21 protein-coding genes are annotated in these 21,317 nt (G+C 69.0%); 13 read left to right on the top strand and 8 right to left on the bottom strand.

The features are described from left to right. Positions 1-2 precede the first annotated feature (2 nt). The 7 genes from iscU to iscX all read left to right on the top strand — a co-directional run bounded on the left by iscU (position 3) and on the right by iscX (position 4,175). Entirely contained in the window at positions 3-401 is a 399-nt protein-coding gene (iscU, locus tag AC3WQZ_RS21665; RefSeq protein WP_010809025.1) for a Fe-S cluster assembly scaffold IscU, read from the top strand. 43 nt (positions 402-444) lie between these two features. After that, positions 445-765, top strand: coding sequence for an iron-sulfur cluster assembly protein IscA (gene iscA, locus AC3WQZ_RS21660; protein ID WP_010809024.1), 321 nt, complete (start codon positions 445-447; stop codon positions 763-765). A gap of 25 nt (positions 766-790) precedes the next feature. Then, positions 791-1,012: a DUF3565 domain-containing protein gene (locus tag AC3WQZ_RS21655; RefSeq protein WP_010809023.1), complete on the top strand. Its 222-nt coding sequence runs from the start codon at positions 791-793 to the stop codon at positions 1,010-1,012. A gap of 63 nt (positions 1,013-1,075) precedes the next feature. Then, complete coding sequence (hscB, locus tag AC3WQZ_RS21650) at positions 1,076-1,594, top strand: Fe-S protein assembly co-chaperone HscB (protein ID WP_010809022.1); 519 nt, start codon at positions 1,076-1,078, stop codon at positions 1,592-1,594. A 109-nt stretch (positions 1,595-1,703) separates the two neighbouring features. Further along, the gene (hscA, locus tag AC3WQZ_RS21645; protein ID WP_010809021.1) at positions 1,704-3,569 is read left to right on the top strand and encodes a Fe-S protein assembly chaperone HscA; all 1,866 of its coding nucleotides are present in this window, start codon (positions 1,704-1,706) and stop codon (positions 3,567-3,569) included. Positions 3,570-3,609: 40 nt separating this feature from the next. Beyond that, positions 3,610-3,948, top strand: a complete 339-nt coding sequence (fdx, locus tag AC3WQZ_RS21640; protein WP_010809020.1) for an ISC system 2Fe-2S type ferredoxin — start codon at positions 3,610-3,612, stop codon at positions 3,946-3,948. A gap of 32 nt (positions 3,949-3,980) precedes the next feature. Then, entirely contained in the window at positions 3,981-4,175 is a 195-nt protein-coding gene (gene iscX / locus AC3WQZ_RS21635; protein ID WP_010809019.1) for a Fe-S cluster assembly protein IscX, read from the top strand. A 76-nt stretch (positions 4,176-4,251) separates the two neighbouring features. Here the strand turns inward: iscX and AC3WQZ_RS21630 are convergent, their stop codons facing one another. The 4 genes from AC3WQZ_RS21630 to prfB form a co-directional block, all read right to left on the bottom strand. Next, positions 4,252-4,998, bottom strand: a complete 747-nt coding sequence (locus tag AC3WQZ_RS21630) for a glycine zipper 2TM domain-containing protein (RefSeq protein WP_010809018.1) — start codon at positions 4,996-4,998, stop codon at positions 4,252-4,254. A gap of 250 nt (positions 4,999-5,248) precedes the next feature. Next, complete coding sequence (gene lysS / locus AC3WQZ_RS21625; protein ID WP_010809017.1) at positions 5,249-6,793, bottom strand: lysine--tRNA ligase; 1,545 nt, start codon at positions 6,791-6,793, stop codon at positions 5,249-5,251. A 63-nt stretch (positions 6,794-6,856) separates the two neighbouring features. Beyond that, complete coding sequence (locus tag AC3WQZ_RS21620; protein ID WP_010809016.1) at positions 6,857-7,615, bottom strand: SDR family oxidoreductase; 759 nt, start codon at positions 7,613-7,615, stop codon at positions 6,857-6,859. A 97-nt stretch (positions 7,616-7,712) separates the two neighbouring features. Next, positions 7,713-8,817 (bottom strand): peptide chain release factor 2 gene (prfB, locus tag AC3WQZ_RS21615; protein ID WP_099045607.1). Its coding sequence is split into 2 segments (ribosomal slippage): positions 7,713-8,735 and positions 8,737-8,817, totalling 1,104 coding nucleotides; the frame shifts between segments, so codons are not numbered across the junction. 190 nt (positions 8,818-9,007) lie between these two features. Here prfB and AC3WQZ_RS21610 point away from each other — a divergent pair. Continuing rightward, positions 9,008-9,718 (top strand): peptidoglycan DD-metalloendopeptidase family protein, encoded by a 711-nt coding sequence (locus tag AC3WQZ_RS21610; protein ID WP_010809014.1) that lies wholly within the window; start codon positions 9,008-9,010, stop codon positions 9,716-9,718. 25 nt (positions 9,719-9,743) lie between these two features. Here the strand turns inward: AC3WQZ_RS21610 and recJ are convergent, their stop codons facing one another. Both recJ and AC3WQZ_RS21600 read right to left on the bottom strand, forming a co-directional pair. After that, the gene (gene recJ / locus AC3WQZ_RS21605) at positions 9,744-11,441 is read right to left on the bottom strand and encodes a single-stranded-DNA-specific exonuclease RecJ (protein WP_010809013.1); all 1,698 of its coding nucleotides are present in this window, start codon (positions 11,439-11,441) and stop codon (positions 9,744-9,746) included. Between the two features lie 51 nt (positions 11,442-11,492). Beyond that, positions 11,493-12,602 (bottom strand): hypothetical protein, encoded by a 1,110-nt coding sequence (locus AC3WQZ_RS21600; protein WP_492297904.1) that lies wholly within the window; start codon positions 12,600-12,602, stop codon positions 11,493-11,495. 136 nt (positions 12,603-12,738) lie between these two features. On the opposite strand from AC3WQZ_RS21600, the gene AC3WQZ_RS21595 reads away from it, so the two are divergent. From AC3WQZ_RS21595 to AC3WQZ_RS21580, 4 genes are all read left to right on the top strand, one after another. After that, positions 12,739-13,989: a lipoprotein-releasing ABC transporter permease subunit gene (locus tag AC3WQZ_RS21595; protein WP_010809011.1), complete on the top strand. Its 1,251-nt coding sequence runs from the start codon at positions 12,739-12,741 to the stop codon at positions 13,987-13,989. Then, positions 13,982-14,722, top strand: coding sequence for a lipoprotein-releasing ABC transporter ATP-binding protein LolD (gene lolD / locus AC3WQZ_RS21590; RefSeq protein ID WP_492301227.1), 741 nt, complete (start codon positions 13,982-13,984; stop codon positions 14,720-14,722). Before AC3WQZ_RS21595 ends, lolD begins: the two co-directional genes overlap by 8 nt. A 12-nt stretch (positions 14,723-14,734) precedes the next feature. Then, positions 14,735-15,574 (top strand): TatD family hydrolase, encoded by an 840-nt coding sequence (locus tag AC3WQZ_RS21585; protein ID WP_010809009.1) that lies wholly within the window; start codon positions 14,735-14,737, stop codon positions 15,572-15,574. A 175-nt stretch (positions 15,575-15,749) separates the two neighbouring features. Then, positions 15,750-18,164, top strand: coding sequence for a DNA internalization-related competence protein ComEC/Rec2 (locus AC3WQZ_RS21580; RefSeq protein WP_037024387.1), 2,415 nt, complete (start codon positions 15,750-15,752; stop codon positions 18,162-18,164). A 2-nt stretch (positions 18,165-18,166) separates the two neighbouring features. Here the strand turns inward: AC3WQZ_RS21580 and AC3WQZ_RS21575 are convergent, their stop codons facing one another. Further along, entirely contained in the window at positions 18,167-19,114 is a 948-nt protein-coding gene (locus tag AC3WQZ_RS21575) for a MurR/RpiR family transcriptional regulator (RefSeq protein ID WP_010809007.1), read from the bottom strand. A 43-nt stretch (positions 19,115-19,157) separates the two neighbouring features. Continuing rightward, positions 19,158-19,370: a hypothetical protein gene (locus AC3WQZ_RS21570; RefSeq protein WP_136227752.1), complete on the bottom strand. Its 213-nt coding sequence runs from the start codon at positions 19,368-19,370 to the stop codon at positions 19,158-19,160. Here AC3WQZ_RS21570 and edd point away from each other — a divergent pair. After that, entirely contained in the window at positions 19,369-21,264 is a 1,896-nt protein-coding gene (edd, locus tag AC3WQZ_RS21565; protein ID WP_010809006.1) for a phosphogluconate dehydratase, read from the top strand. The genes AC3WQZ_RS21570 and edd overlap by 2 nt on opposite strands. Positions 21,265-21,317: the final 53 nt, after the last annotated feature.

The raw sequence follows: 21,317 nt of genomic DNA, 5'->3' as shown, positions 1-21,317 counted from the left end.
AAATGTCATACAGCACCAAGGTTCTCGATCACTATGAAAACCCCCGCAACGTCGGTTCGTTCGACAAGAACGACGATGCGGTCGGCACCGGCATGGTCGGTGCGCCGGCCTGCGGCGACGTGATGAAGCTGCAGATCAAGGTCAACGAGGCGGGCGTGATCGAAGACGCCAAGTTCAAGACCTACGGCTGCGGCTCGGCCATTGCCTCGTCCTCGCTCGTGACCGAGTGGGTCAAGGGCAAGACCGTGGACCAGGCGCTGGAGATCAAGAACACCCAGATCGCCGAAGAACTGGCGCTGCCGCCGGTGAAGATCCACTGCTCGATCCTGGCCGAAGACGCGATCAAGGCCGCCGTCGAAGACTACAAGAAGAAGCACGGCGCCGAGCAGAAGGCTGCCTGATTCTGTCGCACTGACCACGGCATCGACGAAGGAAGACGCAACGATGATCACCATGACCGAGAAGGCGGCCAAGCATGTGGCCCGCTACCTGGAACGCCGCGGCAAGGGCGTGGGCCTGCGCCTGGGCGTGAAGACCACCGGCTGCTCGGGCCTGGCCTACAAGCTGGAATACGTCGACGAGCTGCTGCCGGAAGACGCGGTGTTCGAATCGCACGGCATCAAGGTCATCGTCGACGCCAAGAGCCTGCCGTATATCGACGGCACCGAACTCGACTACGCACGTGAAGGGTTGAACGAAGGTTTCCGCTTCAACAACCCCAACGTCAAGGACGAGTGCGGCTGCGGCGAGTCCTTCACGGTCTGAGGCGCGCCAGCGCAAGCAAGCCCCGGTGGAGCGCAGCATCGTCGGGTTCCGCCGGGACGAGGAAGGCCACTGGGTGGCCGAACTCGAATGCGGGCACGGCCAGCATATGCGGCACGACCCGCCATGGCAGTCGCGGCCATGGACGCAAAGCGAGCAGGGCCGCGCCGGCATGATCGGCATGCGGGTGAACTGCCTGAAGTGCGACCGCAACGAACCGCCGGCCGAGTGGGCACGCAAGCCCGCCTGAGCGGCACCGTGGCGGCAATGGACAAAGGGGCGGCGCGGCCGCTCTTTTTTCTTGGGGAAGCAGTTGAAAGACGATTTTTTTGCGCTGTTCGGCCTGCCGGCGCAGTACGGCGTCGATGACGCCGCGCTGGATGCGGCGTACCGCACCGTGCAGTCGCAGGCGCATCCGGACCGCTTTGCCAAGGCGGGCGACGCCGAGCGCCGCGTGGCCATGCAATGGGCCGCGCATGCCAATGAAGCCTACCGTACGCTGCGCCAGCCGTTGCGGCGCGCGACCTACCTGCTGAAGCTGCGCGGCGTCGATGTGCAGGCCGAGAACAACACGGCCATGACTCCGGCCTTCCTGATGCAGCAGATGGAATGGCGCGAAGCGCTGCAGGAAGCGGTGGAAGAGCGCGCAGTGGACCGGCTCGATGCGCTGCTGCGCGAGCTGCGCCAGGAAAAGCGTGAGCGCCACGAAGCACTGGGCGCGTTGCTGGATTCCGGCGACAACGAGGCGGCTGGCGGCGCGGTGCGGCAACTGATGTTTATCGAGAAGATCGAGCACGATACCAGCGAGGCCATCGACCGGCTGGAACACTGACCGGCACGTTTGCCGGGGCCGTGACACAATGGCGCCCGGCGCGAAAACCGCTCCCCAACGCCACCCGCATGGCGGTTTCCACTGCCGCACAAGACAGCAAAGAAATACCATGGCACTGCTCCAGATTTCCGAACCCGGCATGTCGCCGGCGCCCCACCAACGCCGCCTGGCCGTCGGCATCGACCTCGGCACCACCAATTCGCTGGTGGCCGCGGTGCGCAGCAGCATTCCCGAAGTGCTGGGCGACGAGCGCGGCCGCGCGCTGCTGCCGTCGGTCGTGCGCTACCTGCCGGACCGTACCGCCCATATCGGCTACCGGGCCCAGGAAGAAGCGGTGCGCGACCCCAAGAACACCATCGTCTCGGTCAAGCGCTTCATGGGCCGCGGCCTGCGCGACGTGGCCAATATCGAGCACAGCCCGTATGACTTTGTCGACGCGCCGGGCATGCTGCAGATCAAGACCGCCGCCGGCGTAAAGAGCCCGGTGGAGATCTCGGCCGAGATCCTGGCCACGCTGCGCCAGCGCGCTGAAGACACGCTGGGCGACGACCTGGTCGGCGCCGTCATCACGGTGCCGGCCTACTTCGACGAGGCCCAGCGCCAGGCGACCAAGGACGCCGCGCGCCTGGCCGGCCTGGAAGTGCTGCGCCTGCTCAACGAGCCCACTGCCGCGGCCATTGCCTACGGCCTGGACAATGCCTCGGAAGGCATCTACGCGGTTTACGACCTGGGCGGCGGCACCTTCGATATCTCGGTGCTCAAGCTCACGCAGGGCGTGTTCGAGGTGCTGGCCACCGGCGGCGACTCGGCCCTCGGCGGCGATGACTTCGACCAGCGCCTGCTGTGCTGGATCGTCGAGCAGGCCAGCCTGCAGCCGCTATCGGCGCAGGACATGCGCCTGCTGATGGTGCGTGCGCGCGCGGCCAAGGAAGCGCTGTCGGAAAGCGACAGCACCGTGATCGACGCCGTGCTGGAGTCCGGCGAGATCGTCCACCTGACGCTGACTGTCGAGATCTTCGACCAGGTCACCGCGCACCTGGTGCAGAAGACCCTGGCGCCGGTGCGCAAGGCGCTGCGCGACGCGGGCGTCGCGCCCGACGAGGTCAAGGGCGTGGTGCTGGTCGGCGGCGCCACGCGCATGCCGTCGATCCGCAAGGCCGTGGGCGACTACTTCGGCCAGACCCCGCTGACCAACCTCGACCCGGACCGCGTGGTGGCGCTGGGCGCCGCGATGCAGGCCAACCTGCTGGCCGGCAACCATGCCCCGGGCGAAGACTGGCTGCTGCTCGACGTGATCCCGCTGTCGCTGGGCGTTGAGACCATGGGCGGCCTGGTCGAGAAGATCATCCCGCGCAACAGCACCATCCCGGTGGCGCGCGCGCAGGAATTCACCACCTTCAAGGATGGCCAGACCGCGATGGCGATCCACGTTCTGCAGGGCGAGCGCGAGCTGGCCAGCGACTGCCGCTCGCTGGCGCGCTTCGAGCTGCGCGGCATCCCGCCGATGGTGGCGGGCGCGGCGCGCATCCGCGTGACCTACCAGGTCGATGCCGACGGCCTGCTGTCGGTGACCGCGCGCGAAACGCATTCGGGTGTGGAAGCCTCGGTCACGGTCAAGCCGTCGTACGGCCTGGCCGACGACGATATCGCGCGCATGCTGCAGGAAAGCTTCCGCGAGGCCGAGCACGACATGAAGAGCCGCGCGCTGGCCGAAGAGCGCGTGGAAGCCGACCGGCTGGTCGAGGCCACGCAGCGCGCGCTGGAAACCGATGGCGACCTGCTGTCGGCGGAAGAGCGCACCGCGGTCGAGGCGCTGATGGCTACGGTGCGCGAGATCGCCACCGGCGAAGACCACCACGCCATCCACGCCGCGGTGGAGAAGCTGTCGCACGGTACCGACGAATTCGCCGCCCGCCGCATGGACCGTTCGATCAAGAGCGCGCTGGCCGGGCGCAAGGTGCAGGAGCTGGGCTGATCACCGGGCCCGCACCGACATACAGACATCAGGACACCACATGCCACAGATCGTTGTTTTGCCCCACGTTGAATATTGCCCGGAAGGGACGGTGATCGAAGCCGAGAAGGGCGTCAGCGTCTGCGACGCGCTGCTCTCGCACGGCATCGAGATCGAGCATGCGTGCGAGAAGTCGTGCGCCTGCACCACCTGCCACGTGATCGTGCGCGAGGGCTTCAATTCGCTCAACGAGGCCGAGGAGAAGGAAGAAGACCTGCTCGACAAGGCCTGGGGGCTGGAGCCGAATTCGCGGCTGTCGTGCCAGGCCATCGTCGATGATGAAGACCTGACCATCGAAATCCCGAAGTACACCATCAACCACGCCAAGGAAGGCCACTGAGCGGCCGGCAAATCTCAGCGGAGAACAATCCCATGAAGTGGACCGATACCTACGCCATTGCCGAAGCGCTGTATGACAAGTTCCCGGATGTCGATCCGGCGGGCGTGCGCTTCACTGACCTGCGCCGCTGGGTGCTGGAGCTCGACGGCTTTGCCGACGCGCCCGAGCGCTCGGGCGAGAAGATCCTGGAGGCGATCCAGCAGGCCTGGATCCAGGAAGCCGAATAAGCGACGCAGTATCGGGATGGCGACAAAAGGCCGGCAAATTGCCGGCCTTTTGCTTTGCTGCTGCGCGAGAGCCGGATCAGCCCCGCATCAGCGCGCCGTTCTCCAGGTGCACGCGCTCGCCTGGCTGCACGGCGGGGTCTTTCTCGTAGGTGAAGGTGCGGTGGCTGCCGTCATCCATGCGCACGCGCACTTCATAGTGCGTGTCCTTGCTGACGGTCTTCTCGATCTGGTTGCCGGCCACGCCGCCACCCACGGCACCCACCACGGTGCCGACGATGCGGCCATTGCCCTTGCCGACCTGGTTGCCCAGCAGCCCGCCCACCACGGCCCCGCCGAGCGCGCCCAGGCCGCTGGTGTTGGGCTTCTGGGTCTGGATCGGCGTCACCGAGACGATACGGCCGGCGTAGGGGCTGCCCTTGGCAGCCTGGCGCTCGGTGTCGGCACGCTGGCTGGCGCGCGGCTCGCTGTCGCGCTGCGCGGCCTGGCGTGCCGGGGCGGTGCGTGGCGCGGCTTGCGACGAACCGGTGGCATCCTGGCCGGCCGGGCGCTGCTGGCCGTCGTTGTAGACCGGCGGCCGGGTGGTGCTGCCCGGGGCGGGCGCTGCCGTGACCGGCAGCGGCCCTTGCGGGTCTGCCTGCGCACCGGCCTGCGCCGGCAGGTCAGGGCTGGCCTTGCCGATCGGCAGCACGCCAGTGACGGCGGCGACCGCGGTCAGGCTGGCGATCACCACGGCGACGGCTGCCGCACCGACGAGCGGATGCAGCCGGCGTTGCGGCGGCAGCGGGGCAGGGGTGTTGTCGTTCGGGGTGGCTTGGCTTTGCATTGCTATGGCTCCGGTGCGGCGAAGGCCGCGTTGGGATGGAACCAGTGTGGCCGAAGCGGGTGGGGTTTTCCGTTTGTTTTTGTAAATATATGTAGGCGGAAAATATCTTTTATATCAATGCCTTATGGTTGGTTGGGGCGCATATCACGGGGCCAGGCTGTAACATTCGGCGGCTTGGCATGACATTGGCGGCGCCCCAAGGAAAAAGCCCCACCGATTCGGTGGGGCTTCATCTTGCCAAAGCGCTTGCTCAGTCTTCCCGGCGCAGATGCGGGAACAGGATGACGTCGCGGATATTCGGGCTATCCGTCAGCAGCATCACCAGGCGGTCGATGCCGATGCCGCAGCCGCCCGTCGGGGGCATGCCGTATTCCAGCGCGCGGATGTAGTCGGCGTCGAAGTACATGGCTTCTTCATCGCCGGCGTCCTTCTGCTCGACCTGCTTGCGGAAACGGTCGGCCTGGTCCTCGGCATCGTTCAGCTCCGAGAAGCCGTTGGCGATCTCGCGGCCGGTGATGAACAGTTCAAAGCGCTCGGTGATGCCAGGCACCGTGTCCGAGGCGCGTGCCAGCGGCGAGACCTCGACCGGGTAGTCGACGATGAAGGTCGGCTCCCACAGCTGGCTTTCCGCGGTTTCCTCGAACAGCACCAGTTGCAGCGTGCCCAGGCCGGCGTTGAGGAACTGCGGCGCGTTGGTGTTGACGCCGAACTTCTTCAGCTCGGTGCGCAGGAACCCGGCATCGGCCAGTTGCGCATCGGTGTACTGCGGTGCGAACTTCTGGATCGCCTGGCAGATCGTCAGCCGATGGAACGGCTTGGACAGGTCCAGCTCGCGGTCCTGGTAGGTCAGCACGGCACTGCCGCGCGCATCGATCGCGGCCTTGCGGATCAGGTCCTCGGTGAAGTCCATCAGCCAGCGGTAGTCCGTGTAGGCCGCGTAGAACTCCATCATGGTGAACTCGGGGTTGTGGCGCGGGCTCACCCCTTCGTTGCGGAAGTTGCGGTTGATCTCGAACACACGCTCGAAGCCGCCGACGATCAGGCGCTTCAGGTACAGCTCGGGCGCGATGCGCATGAACATCTGCATGTCCAGCGCATTGTGGTGCGTGATGAAGGGCTTGGCCGCGGCGCCGCCCGGGATCGGGTGCAGCATCGGCGTTTCCACTTCCATGAAGCCGGCATCGGCCATATGGCGGCGCAGCGACGAGATCGCATTGGTGCGGGCGCGGAAGGTGTTGCGTGTTTCCGGCGACACGATCAGGTCGACATAGCGCTGGCGGTACTTCATTTCCTGGTCGGCCAGGCCGTGGAACTTGTCCGGCAGCGGACGCAGCGACTTGGACAGCAGGCGCAGCTCGCGCACCTGCACCGACAGCTCGCCCTTGTTGGTGCGGAACAGTTCGCCGCGGGCGCTGATGATGTCGCCAAGGTCCCAGTGCTTGAAGGCCGCGTAGACCTCTTCGCCGACCTTGTCGCGGGTGATGTAGAACTGGATCTGGCCGCTGCCGTCCTGCACCGTGGCAAAGCTGGCCTTGCCCATCACGCGCTTGAGCATCATGCGCCCGGCGATGGCGACCTCGACCGGCGCGGCCTCGAGCGTGGCCTGCTCGGTCTCGGCGTATTGCGCCTGCAGCGCGGCGGCCTGGTGGGTGGGGCGGAAATCGTTGGGGAAGGGCACGCCTTGCTGGCGCAGCGCGGCCAGTTTCTCGCGCCGCTCCGCGATGATCTTGTTCTCGTCGACGGCGGGAGTATCTGCGGCGGCTGGCTTGGCCTGGGCGCGGTTCGGTTCAGTCATGATGTCTTGTCGGATCGCGCGCGGCGGGGCGCGCGCGGATTCAGATGGCTTGATGGGTGCGGCTTAGTAGTTGCGGAGATCGTCCAGCTCGGTGCTGCCGAAATCCGGGCGGTGCAGGTAGGCGACGATGCGGCCGGCGGTTTCCTCGGCCGACGCCAGCTGTTCATTGGCTTTCAGCTCGCGGAAGCGCTGCACCTGGGCGAAGTCGGCATTGCGGATGGTGGCCTGCATGCCGGTGTCGATCACGCCCGGGGCCAGCGCCACGGCGCGCACGGTGCGCGGGGCTTCGGCCTGGGCGTACTCGGCGTTGACCGAGCGCATGAACATGTCCAGCCCGGCCTTGCCGGCGCAGTAGGCGCTCCAGCCTTCGACCGGGCGGCGCGCCGCGCCGGAGGAGATCGCCAGCACCTTGCGCGGGCAGTCGAACTTCTCGGTGCGCTCCAGGAACGCCGCGGTCATCGTCATCGGCGCCGCCAGGTTGGTCAGCAGGTGCGGCACCAGGGTTTTCTCCTGCAGGCGCGTGACCGGGCCGATCGGTTCGACCACGCCCGCGTTCAGGATCAGCGTGGCGCTGGTCGGCGGGATGTCGAGCGTATCGAGCACGCTGGCGAGCCAGGTTGCGGCGGGGCCGGCCTGCGACAGGTCCTGCAGGTGCCAGGCCACCGGCACGCCGCTCATGGTGGCGATGCGCTCGAGCTCGCTGTTGCGGCTGCGCGCCACGCAGATCAGTCGGTTGCCCGGCACGAGCAGGGCATTGGTCAGTGCCGCGCCCAGCCCGCGCGAGGCGCCGGTGATGATGTAGAGGTGATTGGCTTCGCTCATGGTGCCCCGGTCGGAAAGGCCGCAGCTGCGGCGGTACAGCGATGATCCAGCGATTGCGGTGATGTTGCTGTGCCGCCGCGGGCGGCCCGGTACGGCCTTACAGTCCCTGCTTGAGGCTGGCCTCGATGAACGGGTCCAGGTCGCCGTCCAGCACCTTCTGGGTGTTGGACATTTCCACGTTGGTGCGCAGGTCCTTGATGCGGCTCTGGTCCAGCACGTAGGAGCGGATCTGGTGGCCCCAGCCCACGTCGGTCTTGCCGGCTTCGAGCTTGTCGGCCTCGGCCTGGCGCTTGCGCATCTCGTGCTCGTACAGGCGCGATTTCAGCATCGACATGGCTTCGGCACGGTTGCGGTGCTGTGAGCGGTCGTTCTGGCACTGCACCACGATTCCGGTAGGGATGTGCGTGATCCGCACGGCCGAATCGGTCTTGTTGATGTGCTGGCCGCCCGCCCCCGAGGCGCGGTAGGTGTCCACGCGCAGGTCCGCCGGGTTGACCTCGACCTCGAACGAATCGTCGACCTCGGGGTAGACGAACACCGACGAGAACGAGGTATGGCGCCCGCCCGACGAATCGAACGGCGACTTGCGCACCAGGCGGTGCACGCCGGTTTCAGTACGCAGGTAGCCGAAGGCGTATTCGCCCTCGATCTTGATGGTCGCGCTCTTGATGCCGGCCACGTCGCCTTCGGACTCTTCCAGCACCTCGGCCTTGAAGCCCTTGCGCTCGCAGTACTTCAGGTACTGGCGCAGCAGCATCGAGGCCCAGTCGCACGCTTCGGTGCCGCCAGCGCCGGCCTGGATGTCGATAAAGGCGTTGGCCTGGTCCATCTCGCCCGAGAACATGCGGCGGAATTCCATGCCCGCGACGATCTCCTCGAAGCCCTTGACGTCGGCCTCGATCGCTTCGAGGGTGTCGTCGTCGCCTTCTTCCCTGGCGAGCTCAAACAGCTCTTCGGCGCCGCTGAGGTCGTCGGTGAGCTTGCTGAGCACGCTTACCACGCCCTCGATTGCCTTCTTTTCCTTGCCGAGGTCCTGGGCCCGCTTGGGGTTGTTCCAGACGTCGGGGTCTTCCAGCAAACCGTTGACTTCGTCCAGCCTTCCTACTTTGACATCGTAGTCAAAGATACCCCCGTAGATCTTCCGTTCGCGAACGGAGATCGGAGATGGCACCGGAGATGGCGTTGAGGCGTTCTGCTTCCATGATGTTCCTGCGCTTCGAAAACCTCGAATTATAGCGGATCGGCGCGGCAACCCGGGGCTTCCGGACCGCCTCGGCGGGCCGCGGACCGAACGGATTGGCCGCGGCGCGGTCTATCCGCCGGTGCCGGGCGACGCACGCGGCGATAATACGGGTCGCAAGCCGCCCCCGGCACGACAAAGAACAGGGACGAATGACGCAAACCAGACATGACATCGAACCAGGCCGGCGCCGCGCGCTGGGCCTGCTGCTGGCCGCCGCGGCCGCGGTCGCGGCCGGCTGCGGCACCACGGGCGGTCCCGTGCCGGACGGCTACTACCGCGTCGAGCGCGGCGACACGCTGTATTCGATCGCGCGCAAGCACCGCCGCAGCGTACGCGACCTGACCCGCTGGAACAGCGACATCACCAGCCCCAGCCAGATCGAGGTGGGCCAGCTGATCCGCGTGCGGCCGCCGGGTGGTGCCTCAGGCAGTGCTTCGGCCGGCCAGGCCGTGACCGATACCCCGCGTGTCGACAGCGGCCCGGCCTCCCGGCCGCCCGCCAGCAGCATCCGCCTGCAATGGCCGGCCGACGGGCGCGTCACCGCCGGCTTCGCGCCGCCGGCCAGCAAGGGCCTGAGCATCGCTGTGCCGGCCAACGGCGCGGTGCGCGCCGCCGCCGCCGGGCGCGCCATCCACGTCGGCAACCTGCGCGGCTACGGCATGCTGGTGATCGTCAAGCACAGCGACGACTGGCTGACCGTCTACGGCAACCTGGACCAGCCGCTGGTCACGGAAGGCGCCCAGGTCTCGGCAGGGCAGGACGTGGGCCGCATGGGCGCGAGCCCGAGCGAGCTGCACTTCGAGGTGCGCGGCAACGGCAAGCCAGTGGATCCCGCTGCCTACCTGCCGTCGCGGGGCTGAACGGGGGGGAGCCCCCGGGAGCACGCTACTGCGCGTGTTCGATCACCAGCTGCACGCGGGTGACGCCGTTGAAGGTGTTGTTGTCGAGCCGGTAGGCCACCTGTGCGCTGGCGCCGAGCGAGTCGGCATGGTTGAACCAGATCGCGTCGAGGCGCTGGCTGCCGCGCCCGAGCTGCAGCTTCAGGTGCTTGCCCTTGAGCACGCTCTGGCGCAGCACGTCGAACTCTCCGCAGAAGGTCGGCGCCGGGAAGCCCTGGCCCCATACCTGCTGCTCCAGCAGGGTGACGAATTCCGGGCTGAAGCACTGGTCCTCGATATCGCCATCGGTCTCGATCACGCGCGCCAGCTGGTCGTCGGTCAGCCATTCGCGGCCGACCGCCTCGAAGGCCTCCTGGAACTCGGCAAAACGCTCGGCGCGCACGGTCAGCCCGGCCGCCATGGCGTGGCCGCCGAACTTGAGCAGCATGCCGGGATGGCGCTTGGACACCAGGTCAAGCGCATCGCGCAGGTGGAAGCCGGGGATCGAGCGGCCCGAGCCCTTGACGGTGGTCTCGTCGCCCGGGGCGAAGGTGATGGTGGGGCGGTGGAACTTGTCTTTCAGACGCGACGCCACGATGCCGATCACGCCCTGGTGCCAGGTGTCGTTGAACACGCTGACGGTGAAGCGCGCTGAGGGGTCCGGGCCGGCCAGCGGCTGCTCCAGGATCTGCAGCGCCTCCTGCTGCATGCCGGCCTCGATGTCGCGCCGCTCGCGGTTCATGCTGTCCAGCTCCTGCGCGATCTCCCATGCGCGGTTGGCATCTTCCGTCAGCAGGCATTCAATGCCCAGCGACATGTCCGCCAGCCGGCCGGCCGCGTTCAGGCGCGGACCCAGCCCGAAACCCAGGTCGAAGGTATTGGCGCGCGCCGCCTCGCGCCCGGCGGCGCGGAACAGCGCCGCCACGCCCGGCTGCATCCGTCCTGCGCGCATGCGGCGCAGGCCCTGTGCCACCAGGATGCGGTTGTTGGTATCCAGCTTGACCACGTCGGCCACCGTGCCCAGCGCCACCAGGTCCAGCAGCGTCTGCAGCGGCGGCTGCGTGGCCTGGGTATAGACGCCGCGCTGGCGCAGTTCGGCGCGCAGCGCCAGCAGCACGTAGAACATCACGCCCACGCCCGCCAGGTTCTTGCTGGGGAATTCGCAGCCCGGCTGGTTCGGGTTGACGATCACCGCGGCCTGCGGCAGCTCCGACCCCGGCAGGTGGTGGTCGGTCACCACCACGTCGATGCCCAGCGCATTGGCCGCGGCCACCCCGTCGACGCTGGCGATGCCGTTGTCGACCGTGACGATCACGTCCGGCTGCTGCCTGGCCGCCAGCGCCACGATCTCCGGGGTCAGGCCGTAGCCGTACTCGAAGCGGTTCGGCACGATGTATTCCACCCGCGCGCCCAGCATGCGCAGCCCGCGCACGCCCACCGCGCAGGCGGTGGCGCCGTCGCAGTCATAGTCGGCCACGATCAGCAGGCGCTTGCCGGCGGCGATGGCGTCGGCCAGGTAGGCTGCGGCGTGGCCGATGCCCTTCATGGCCGCGGGCGGCACCAGTTCGGGCAGGTCGGTGGCCAGCTCGGCCGCGCGCGCCACGCCGCGCGCGGCCAGGATGCGCGCCAGCGTGGGGTGCAGGCCGGCGGCCGCCAGCGAGCTGGCGTGTTCGGGAGAGTATTGGCGGATGGCGATCCGGGTCATGGGCGGGGCGGCAGGTGATGTTTCAGTAGGGGCGGCGCGTGTCAGGCGGCTTTATGCGGCATAGGCGAGGTCGGACAGCAGTGCGCGCCAGTCGCCGCGCTGGCCCATTCCGCGCCAGAACTTGCGCAGGTCGGCACGGCGCACGGTGAACTCGGCAAAGTGATTCTCGCCGGCCAGCACCAGCGTGATGGCGCCGACCTGGCCGGCCACCAGTGCTTCCAGTGCCGGCGCGAACCAGTCGGCATCCAGCGCATGCATGCGGTCCAGCCACAGGCCCCAGTCTTCGGCGATATGCGCTTCGGTGGCGCTGTCGAGCATGGCCAGCACCGTGCCCTGCACCGCGCTGGCGCCAGCCAGGCCGGCCGGCACCGGCAGCACGCGGCTGCCCGCGGCCAGGGCCAGCCCGCTCAGGAAGGGATCGTTGCTCAGCACCGTATCGGCCAGCCGCGGCACCGGCTGCAGCGCGCCGCCGCCGTACAGCCAGACCGAATTGACCGGCGCCTCGCCGGCGGCCTCGCGGGCCTGGTTGACGCGGTGGTCGTACCAGGTCATCTGGATCTCGTTCTGCAGGCGGCGCCAGTCGCGGGCGCGTTTGCCGGCCTGCATCCAGATATCGATATTGCGGCCCGCCGCGCGCAGCGGCGTGGTCGCCTCCAGCGGGCCGAATACGGCTTCGGGCAGGTACCAGCGCTGCGGGCAGGGTGATTCCAGCGCGATGCCCGATTCCAGCAGCAGTTCGTCGATGGCGGCGCGCAGGGCCGCGGCTTCCTGCGGCCGGATGCCCAGCTGGGCGGGCGGCATCAGCACCAGGTGATCGCGCGCGGCGTGGATGTGCACCGGCTGCAGGCAGGTCCAGGACTGGCCATCGGGGGTGGCGGGGACGGCGCCGCCACTGTCGGCCAGCCGCATATAGGGCGCCAGCGGCACCCGGACCGGGTCCAACCCCGCCTTGCCGGCCAGCCAGCGCTCCTGCGGCAGGCTGCGCAGGAAGGGGTCGTCATGCCGCTCGCGCGGGCCGGGCTCGGCCCGGGTCAGCAACTTTCCGAGCGCGGGCAGCTCCAACTGCCGCAGCAGCGCGCCGGGGACGACATCGTCCCGGCCGTCGTCGCCGGCGCCCGGCGGGACGGAAAAGGGCACAATCAGGGTCAGGTGCGTCATCATGGTGGCGAGATTGTAAACTCCCGGCTGGCCGGCGCCAGTCTTGCGAGAGGCAGGCGGCGCACCCGATGGCCCGCATGCGTGCCGCCGGCGCCCCTCCACCGGGCACCGGCGCTTTCCCGAAACAACAGGAATCCTCTTGAACTTTCCCTACGAGTGGCAGATCGGCTGGCGATACACCCGCGCAAGCAAGCGCGCCAGCCGCAACACCTTCATTTCGTTCATCTCGATGATCTCGATGTTCGGGATCGCCCTTGGCGTGGCCGCGCTGATCGTGGTGCTGTCGGTGATGAACGGCTTCCAGAAGGAAGTGCGCGACCGCATGCTGTCGGTGCTGGCGCATATCGAAGTGATCGGCCCGTCGGCGCTGCCGGACTGGCAGAAGACCGCGGCCGAGGCCTTGCAGAACAAGGAAGTGACCGGCGCCGCGCCCTATGTCGCGGCCCAGGCCATGCTGACCCGCGACGACGCCGTGCGCGGCGTGCTGCTGCGCGGCGTGGAGCCGTCGCAGGAGCCCAAGGTCTCCGACATCGGCAGCCAGTTCCGGGCCGGCAGCATGACGGCGCTGGAGCCGGGCGGCTTCGGCATCGCGCTGGGCAACGAGCTGGCCAACGCCATGGGCGTGCAGGTCGGCGACAAGGTCACGCTGGTGGCGCCGCAGGGCACCATCACGCCGGCGGGCGTGCTGCCGCGGCTCAAGCAGTTCACCGTGGTGGGCGTGTTCTCGTCCGGGCACTTCGAGTTCGACAGCGCGCTGGCGCTGGTCAACATGCATGACGCCGAGACCCTGTTCCGCCTGAGCGGCCCCACCGGCGTGCGCCTGAAGCTGCAGGACATGCAGCGCGCGCCGCAGGTGGCCAACGAGCTGGCCGGCACCATGTCGGGCGAGCTCTACCTGCGCGACTGGTCCAAGCAGAACCGCAACTGGTTTGCCGCGGTGCAGACCGAGAAGCGCATGATGTTCATCATCCTGACGCTGATCATCGCGGTGGCCGCGTTCAATCTGGTGTCGACCCTGGTGATGACCGTCACCGACAAGCAGGCCGATATCGCCATCCTGCGCACCATGGGCGCGCAGCCGGGCTCGATCATGAAGATCTTTATCGTGCAGGGCGTGGCCATCGGCTTTATCGGCACCGTCCTGGGCGTGGCCGGCGGCACGCTGATCGCCACCAATATCGACGTGATCGTGCCTTTCATCGAGCGGCTGCTGCACGTGCAGTTCCTGCCGCGCGACATCTATTTCATCAGCGAACTGCCTTCGGATCCCCGCGTGAACGACATCGCCACCATCGGCATCATCTCCTTCGTGCTGGCCACGCTGGCCACGCTCTATCCCAGCTGGCGTGCCGCCCGCGTCAACCCGGCGGAGGCGCTGCGCTATGAGTGAAGCCGTGTTGCATGCCGATACCCCCACGCCCGCCGCGGACCAGCCGCGCACCGGCTTGCCGGTGCTGGTGGCCGAGGGCCTGACCAAGCGTTTCCGCCAGGGCGAACTCGACGTGGACGTGCTGCGCGGCGTCGATGTGCGCGTCGATGCCGGCGAGAAAGTTGCCATCGTCGGCGCCTCGGGCTCGGGCAAGAGCACGCTGCTGCATGTGCTGGGCGGGCTGGATGAGCCCGACTCCGGCCGCGTCGCGCTGCTCGGCAAGCCCTTCACGGCGCTGCGCGAGCGCGAGCGCAACGTGGTGCGCAACCGCCAGCTGGGCTTCGTCTACCAGTTCCACCACCTGCTGCCGGAATTCACCGCGCTGGACAACGTGGCCATGCCGATGCGCATCCGCGGCCTGACCCAGCATGACGCGCGCGGCGTGGCGCAGGCCATGCTGGAGCGCGTGGGCCTGGGCGGGCGCGCGAAGCACCGCCCGGGCGAGCTGTCCGGCGGCGAGCGCCAGCGCGTGGCGATCGCGCGCGCGCTGGTGGGGCAGCCGGCCTGCGTGCTGGCCGACGAACCCACCGGCAACCTCGACGACCACACCGCCGGCGGCGTCTATGACCTGATGCTGGAGCTGTCGCGCACGCTCGGCACCAGCTTCATCATCGTCACCCACGACCTGGACCTGGCCGGACGCTGCGATCGCGTGCTGCGGCTGCGCGACGGGCACCTGCACCAGGAACGCTGAGCGGGCCGGCCCATGTGGATCGACACCCACTGCCACCTCGACGCCAGCGAGTTCGACGCTGACCGCCAGCAGGTGGCCGACGCGGCCGAGGCCGCCGGCGTGCGCGGCATCGTGGTGCCGGCGGTGGCAGCGTGGAACTTCGAGGCCGTGCGCGCGCTGGCGCGCCACGATGTGCGCTGCGTCTATGCACTCGGCATCCATCCGCTGTGCTCGCCCGGCGCCGGCCAGGCCGACCTTGACACGCTGCGGCGCGAGGTGGCGGCGAGCATGGGCGACCCGCGCTTTGTCGGCATCGGCGAGATCGGGCTCGACTTCTTCGTCGCGGGGCTGGATGCTGAGCACCAGACCTGGCTCTACGCGGAGCAACTGAAGATTGCGCGCGAATTTGACCTGCCGGTGCTGCTGCATGTGCGCAAGTCGCAGGACCAGGTTGGCGCGCAACTGCGCAAGCTGGGCGTGAAGCGCGGCATTGCCCACGCCTTCAACGGCAGCAATGAACAGGCGCGGCGCTTTGTCGAGCAGGGCCTGAAGCTCGGCTTCGGCGGCAACGTCACTTTCAGCCGTGCGCGGCAGATCCGCCGGCTGGCGACGGAACTGCCGCTGGAGGCGCTGGTGCTGGAAACCGACGCACCCGACATGGCGCCGGCCTGGCTGTCTGACGATCAGTTCGGCGAACAGCACAAGGCGCGCAACACGCCGGCGGAGGTGGCGGGCGTGGCGCGTGTGATGGCTGAATTGCGCGGCATCGATGCGATGACACTGGCGCACGCGACATGGCGCAACGCCGTGGATGCGATGCCGCGGCTAGGAACCTTTGCCGAAAGCATGGCGCCACGACCGGGCCTGAGGTAGACAGGACTTCGCCGGTCAGACTTCGTCGATGCGCCCGCCCTCACCCCATCCGAATCACCGGCGTGCTGTACTGAATCCAGTCACACAACTTCACTTCCTCCTGACAGCCTGACAAGGTTCCAGCCCCACTGCGGCGGTACAACCGTCTCTGTGCAGAACACGCAGGAGAGTTGTGGTGCGCTGGTTCGTGGTGGCTTTCGTCGCGGGATGCTGGACGCTGCAGCAGCAGTCAATGCTGCCGCCGCAGGATGGCCTGCGCCTCGGTGCTGTGGCGCTGACATTGGTCGCTCTCGGCATCGCCTTGTGGGGCAGGCGCCTGCACGTCGTGCTGCATGGCCTGGCGCTTGCCGGGCTGGCGTTCGGCGCCGCCTTCTGCTGGGCGGCCTGGCGGGCCGAACTGCGCATGCGCGACTGGCTGCCGGCCACGCTGGAGGCGCGCGACCTCGACGTGCGCGGCGTGGTGTCGGGGCTGCCGGCGGATGCCGCCACCGGGACGCGTTTTGCCTTGACTGTGGAGCAGGGTGATGCGGGCCAGCCTCTGCCGCGCCGCGTGATCCTCAACTGGCGTGGCGCACCGCCCGACCTGCGTCCCGGGCAGCGCCTCACGCTGACCCTGCGCCTGCGGCGTCCGCGCGGACTCGCCAATCCTTTTGGTTCTGACTACGCCTATTGGCTGCTGGCGCAGGGCTATGGCGCCACCGGCTATGTGCGCCGCGCACAAGGGCCGCCGCAGGACGCGTCCGCGGAGCGGCTGGCATGGCGCATTGAGGCCGTGCGCGCCGCCGTGCGCGATCACCTGCGCGCGGCGCTGCCGGCCGATGCGCGCTTTGGCGCGGTGCTGACCGCGCTGGTCATTGGCGACCAGCGCGGTATCGATGCGGACGACTGGCAACTGTTCCGGCGCACCGGTGTCAGCCACCTGGTCGCGATCTCCGGGCTGCATATCACCATGATCGCCGGCATGGCGGCGTCGCTTGCCGGGCTGTTGTGGCGGCATTCGTTCGGACTCGGCCGCTGGCTGCGCCGGCCGTTGCCGCTGTGGCTGCCGGCCCGGCAGGCCGCGCTGGTGGCGGCCGTGGCCAGTGCGCTGGCTTACGGCCTGCTGGCCGGCATGCAGGTCCCGGCGCTGCGCACCGTGGCCATGCTCTGCGTGGCGGCCATTGCGGTATGGAGTGCGCGTGCGCCGCCCGCCTCGGTGGTGCTGGCGTGGGCGGCGCTGGCGGCATTGCTGCTGGATCCGTGGGCGGTGATGTTGCCCGGCTTCTGGCTCTCCTTCGGCGCGGTGGCCGTGATCTTCTTCGCGGCCCGGCCCGGCCGGGATGCTTCGACGGAAGGGCGTTGGCAACGCCTGCGGTCCGTGCTCGCCGCCGGGGCGCGCACGCAGTGGGCCGTGACCATCGGGCTGGTACCGCTGACGTTGCTGCTGTTCGGCCAGGTATCGGTGGTGTCGCCGTTGGCCAATGCGGTGGCGATCCCGGTCGTCAGCCTGCTGGTGACGCCGCTGGCTTTGCTCGGCGCCGCCTTGCCGATGGCGCTGGCCGGGCCGGTGCTGGCGGTGGCCCACCTGGCTATGGTGGCGCTGGCCGCGGTGCTGGGCTGGCTTTCGGCGCTGCCATGGGCGATGTGGGAAGCGGCCAGCGCGGGGCCGTTGGCGCTGGTGCTGGCGGCGCTCGGTGTCGGGCTGCTGGTCGCGCCGGTCGCCACCGCGCGCGCGCGCCTGCACGGCGGGCTGCTGATGTTGCCGATGCTGCTGGCGCGCGGCCCGCCGGTTGCGCATGGCGAGTTCCGCGCGGTGATGCTGGACGTGGGGCAGGGCACGGCGGTGCTGGTGCGAACGCGCGCCCATGCGCTGCTGTATGACACCGGGCCGTCTTATGCGTCGGGATCCAGCGCCGGTGCGCAGGTGGTGGTGCCATTGCTGCGGGGCGAGGGGGTTGGCCGGATCGACCACCTGATGGTCAGCCATGAGGACACCGACCATGCCGGCGGCGTGGCGGACATCACGGCGGCGGTGGCCGTGTCCGCGCGCAGCACCGGAGCGCCTTCCGGTCACGTTCTGCTTGGGTCGGCGGCCAATGACTGGTCGCCATGCGCGGCGGGCCAGCAATGGGAGTGGGACGGCGTGCGCTTTACCGTGCTGCATCCGCTCGCGGAGCAGGCGCAGCAGGCAGCCATTGCCAGCAATGCGCGCAGCTGCGTGCTGCGCGTGGATGCGGCGGCGCACAGCCTGCTGCTGACCGGAGACATCGGCGTGGCGCAGGAGCGTGCGTTGATCGACAGGTTGCCGGCCGAGGTGCTGCGTGCCGACGTGCTGGTGGTGGCCCACCATGGCAGCGGCACCTCATCCGGTGCAGCCTGGCTGGAGGCAGTGCGCCCGTCGGCGGCGGTGTTCCAGCTGGGTTATGCCAACCGCTATCGCCACCCGAGCGGCGAGGTGTGGGAGCGCTACGGCCGCGCGGGCGTCCTGCGCTACCGGACCGATGAAACCGGCGCGGTGACCATGGACACTGCGCCCGGGGGCTTTGCGTTGTCGGTGTTCCGGCAGGCGCAGCCGCGCTACTGGCGGGCGCGGCCGCCGGCGCCGCGTTAGCGTCAACTGGCTTTGCGGCTACGCGTGCGGGTGGCGGGCAGCGCGGGCGTGGCTGGCTCGGCTGCGGCGGGCCTGGCGCGGTTTCGTGCCGGCGGTACTGGCCGGGCCGGCTCCGCACCGGCAATGCGTCGTTCGCGCAGATGCGCCTTGGCGCGCTGCAGGCGGGGGGCGACGGTGTCGGCGCGCGCAAGCGCCACGCCGGCGGCCAGGACGTCGCCCAGCACCAGGTGGCTGATGCGCGAGGTCATCGGCGTGTAGACCTCGCTGTCTTCCTCGACGTCGGAAAACACGCAGACGTCAGCCAGCCGCGCCAGCGGCGAGCCGCTGTGCGTGATTGCCAGCACGCTGGCGCCGCTGCTGCGCGCCAGCGTGGCAGCGGTCAGCATGTCCCAGGTGCGGCCGCTGTTGGAGACCAGCACGGCCACGTCGCCACGGGCGAGCAGCGCGGCCGACATGCTGAACACGTGCGGGTCGGAATACGCAACCGTCGGCATGCCCAGGCGGAAGAACTTGTGCTGGATATCCAGCGCGACGATGCCGGAGTTGCCGCAGCCGTAGAACTCGATGCGGCGCGCGCCGGCGAGCAGCTGGATGCCATGCTCGATCTGGTCGGCCGACAGCGCATTGCGCACGCTCATCAGCGTGGCAATGGTGCGGTCGAAGACCTTGCCGGCGATGTCCGCGGGGCGGTCGTCGGCCGCGACGTCCTGGTGCACGAAGGGCGTGCCGCCGCCAACGTTCTGCGCGAACTGCAGCTTGAATTCGCGGAAGCCGTCGTAGCCCAGCGCCGCGCAGAAGCGCGCGATGGTGGGCTGCGACACGCCGGCGCGCTCGGCCAGCTCGGGCATCGACAGCCGGATCACGGCGGCGCCATGCCGGGCGACATAGTCGGCCAGGCGGCGTTCAGAAGGGCGGAGCGTGTCGTAGACGGCTAGGATTCGGTCGCGCATGGCGGCGGGAGGCAGTGTCTGGGGTTGCGGATATGTAGAGATTCTACATCGGATGGCGCCGCATCTTGCCCGAAATGGTGCGTCGCCCGCCCTCGGGGTTTGCCCTGATTCCGGGAATTTCTGCGCAATTGTGATGCATGAGCGGGTCGACGGCGTGCTCGCGCTCGGTATAATGGCGGCGATCTGTAGAAAATCTACATGCGATGGCGCGGCATTGCCGCGCCGCCACCAAGCCCACAAGGAACGTCTCCGCCATGCCTTCTGCCGTCCATGCCGAGCTTCTTGCCGTCACCGAGTGCATCGTCGCGCGCAGCCGCGCCAGCCGCGCCGCCTACCTTGCCCGCTGCGAGCGCGCGCAGGCTGAACTGGGGCCGCTGCGCGGCATGTCCTGCGCCAACCTGGCGCACGGCTTTGCCGCATTGCCGGCCAACGACAAGCTGAAGCTGCGCGTCGACCATGCCCCCAACCTGGGCATCGTCACCGCGTACAACGACATGCTGTCGGCGCACCAGCCGTACGAGCGCTACCCCGCCGTGATCCGCGAGGCCGCGCGCGCGGTGGGCGCGGTGGCGCAGGTGGCGGGCGGCGTGCCGGCGATGTGCGACGGCATCACGCAGGGCAACCCGGGCATGGAGCTGTCGCTGTTCTCGCGCGATGCGATTGCGATGGGCACCGCGGTGGCGCTGTCGCACAACACCTTTGATGCGGCGCTGATGCTGGGCGTGTGCGACAAGATCGTGCCCGGCCTGCTGATGGGCGCGCTGCAGTTCGGCCACCTGCCGATGGTGTTCGTGCCGGCGGGCCCGATGGCCAGCGGGCTGCCCAACAAGGAGAAGGCGCGCGTGCGCCAGCTCTACGCCACCGGCCAGGTCGGGCGCGATGCGCTGCTCGAAGCCGAATGCCAGGCCTACCACGGCGCCGGCACCTGCACCTTCTACGGCACCGCCAACAGCAACCAGTTCCTGATGGAAATCATGGGCCTGCACCTGCCGGGCGCGGCCTTCGTGCACCCGGACAGCGGCCTGCGCGATGCGCTGACCGCGGCGGCCGCGCAACGCGCGATCGCCCTGCGCGCGCGCGGCGACGAATACCTGCCGCTGGCGCGCATCGTCGACGAGCGCGCCATTGCCAACGCCATGGTCGGCCTGCTGGCGACCGGCGGCTCCACCAACCACACCATCCACCTGGTGGCGATGGCGCGCGCCGCGGGCATCGTCATCGACTGGAACGATTTCGATCTGCTGTCGCGCATCACGCCGCTGCTGGCGCGCGTCTACCCGAACGGCTCGGCCGATGTGAACCACTTCCATGCCGCGGGCGGCGCCGGTTTCGTCATCCGCGAACTGCTGCAGGCCGGCCTGCTGCATGAGGACGTGCAGACCGTGGCCGGCCCCGGGCTGGCCCGCTATGCGCAGGAGCCGGTGATGGCCGACGGCGTGCTGCGCTGGCGCGACGGCGCGGCGCACAGCGGCGACGCGCAGGTGCTGGCGACGGTCGCGGAGCCTTTCTCGGCCGAGGGCGGGTTGCGGCTGATGCAGGGCAACCTGGGCCGCGGCGTGATCAAGGTCTCGGCGGTGGCGCCGGAGCACCGCGTGGTCGAAGCCCCGGTGCGGGTGTTCGATGCGCAGGAGGCGCTGCAGGCGGCCTTCGATGCGGGCGAGCTGACCGGCGACCTGGTCGCGGTGGTGCGTTTCCAGGGGCCGAACGCCAACGGCATGCCCGAGCTGCACCGCCTGACCCCGGTGCTGGGCGCGCTGCAGGACGCCGGCCACAAGGTGGCGCTGGTGACCGACGGCCGCATGTCCGGCGCGTCGGGCAAGGTGCCGGCGGTGATCCACGTTGGCCCCGAGGCGCTGGCCGGCGGCGCGCTCGCGCGCGTGCGCGACGGCGACCGCATCCGTGTCGATGCCGTTGCCGGCACGCTGCAGTGGCTGGGCGACGAACGTGAATTCGCGGCGCGCGAGCTGGCCGCGGCGCCGGACGACGATTTCGCGCAATTCAGCCTGGGGCGCGGCCTGTTCGGCCTGTTCCGGCGCCACGCGCGCATCGCGGAAGAGGGCGGCAGCGCACTTGACCTGTCCGAGGCGGATGTTGGGGCCGGCGCAGGCGGGCGCCAACGTACCGCAGCGGCGCAAACCGTCGCACAATAGCCAGGCCTGAGGCCGATTTTCCCCTGAAGTTCCCTGCGGGGCGGCAGCGCCCC

The sequence above is a fragment of the Cupriavidus sp. FW305-26 genome, assembly GCF_058787975.1.
Note: the sequence above shows the minus strand (reverse complement) of the source record. Positions and strands in the feature narration are given on the sequence as shown.

What these genes read in the sequence shown, in the direction of transcription:
- recJ (WP_010809013.1), bottom strand. Translation starts at nt 11,441, where the DNA reads ATGACCCGGATCGCCATCCGCCAATACTCTCCCGAACACGCCAGCTCG.
- hscA (WP_010809021.1), top strand. Translation starts at nt 1,704, where the DNA reads ATGGCACTGCTCCAGATTTCCGAACCCGGCATGTCGCCGGCGCCCCAC.
- iscA (WP_010809024.1), top strand. Translation starts at nt 445, where the DNA reads ATGATCACCATGACCGAGAAGGCGGCCAAGCATGTGGCCCGCTACCTG.
- lolD (WP_492301227.1), top strand. Translation starts at nt 13,982, where the DNA reads ATGAGTGAAGCCGTGTTGCATGCCGATACCCCCACGCCCGCCGCGGAC.
- iscU (WP_010809025.1), top strand. Translation starts at nt 3, where the DNA reads ATGTCATACAGCACCAAGGTTCTCGATCACTATGAAAACCCCCGCAAC.
- AC3WQZ_RS21570 (WP_136227752.1), bottom strand. Translation starts at nt 19,370, where the DNA reads ATGGCGGAGACGTTCCTTGTGGGCTTGGTGGCGGCGCGGCAATGCCGC.
- AC3WQZ_RS21620 (WP_010809016.1), bottom strand. Translation starts at nt 7,615, where the DNA reads ATGAGCGAAGCCAATCACCTCTACATCATCACCGGCGCCTCGCGCGGG.
- AC3WQZ_RS21610 (WP_010809014.1), top strand. Translation starts at nt 9,008, where the DNA reads ATGACGCAAACCAGACATGACATCGAACCAGGCCGGCGCCGCGCGCTG.
- edd (WP_010809006.1), top strand. Translation starts at nt 19,369, where the DNA reads ATGCCTTCTGCCGTCCATGCCGAGCTTCTTGCCGTCACCGAGTGCATC.
- fdx (WP_010809020.1), top strand. Translation starts at nt 3,610, where the DNA reads ATGCCACAGATCGTTGTTTTGCCCCACGTTGAATATTGCCCGGAAGGG.
- iscX (WP_010809019.1), top strand. Translation starts at nt 3,981, where the DNA reads ATGAAGTGGACCGATACCTACGCCATTGCCGAAGCGCTGTATGACAAG.
- lysS (WP_010809017.1), bottom strand. Translation starts at nt 6,793, where the DNA reads ATGACTGAACCGAACCGCGCCCAGGCCAAGCCAGCCGCCGCAGATACT.
- AC3WQZ_RS21600 (WP_492297904.1), bottom strand. Translation starts at nt 12,602, where the DNA reads ATGATGACGCACCTGACCCTGATTGTGCCCTTTTCCGTCCCGCCGGGC.
- AC3WQZ_RS21575 (WP_010809007.1), bottom strand. Translation starts at nt 19,114, where the DNA reads ATGCGCGACCGAATCCTAGCCGTCTACGACACGCTCCGCCCTTCTGAA.
- AC3WQZ_RS21585 (WP_010809009.1), top strand. Translation starts at nt 14,735, where the DNA reads ATGTGGATCGACACCCACTGCCACCTCGACGCCAGCGAGTTCGACGCT.
- AC3WQZ_RS21630 (WP_010809018.1), bottom strand. Translation starts at nt 4,998, where the DNA reads ATGCAAAGCCAAGCCACCCCGAACGACAACACCCCTGCCCCGCTGCCG.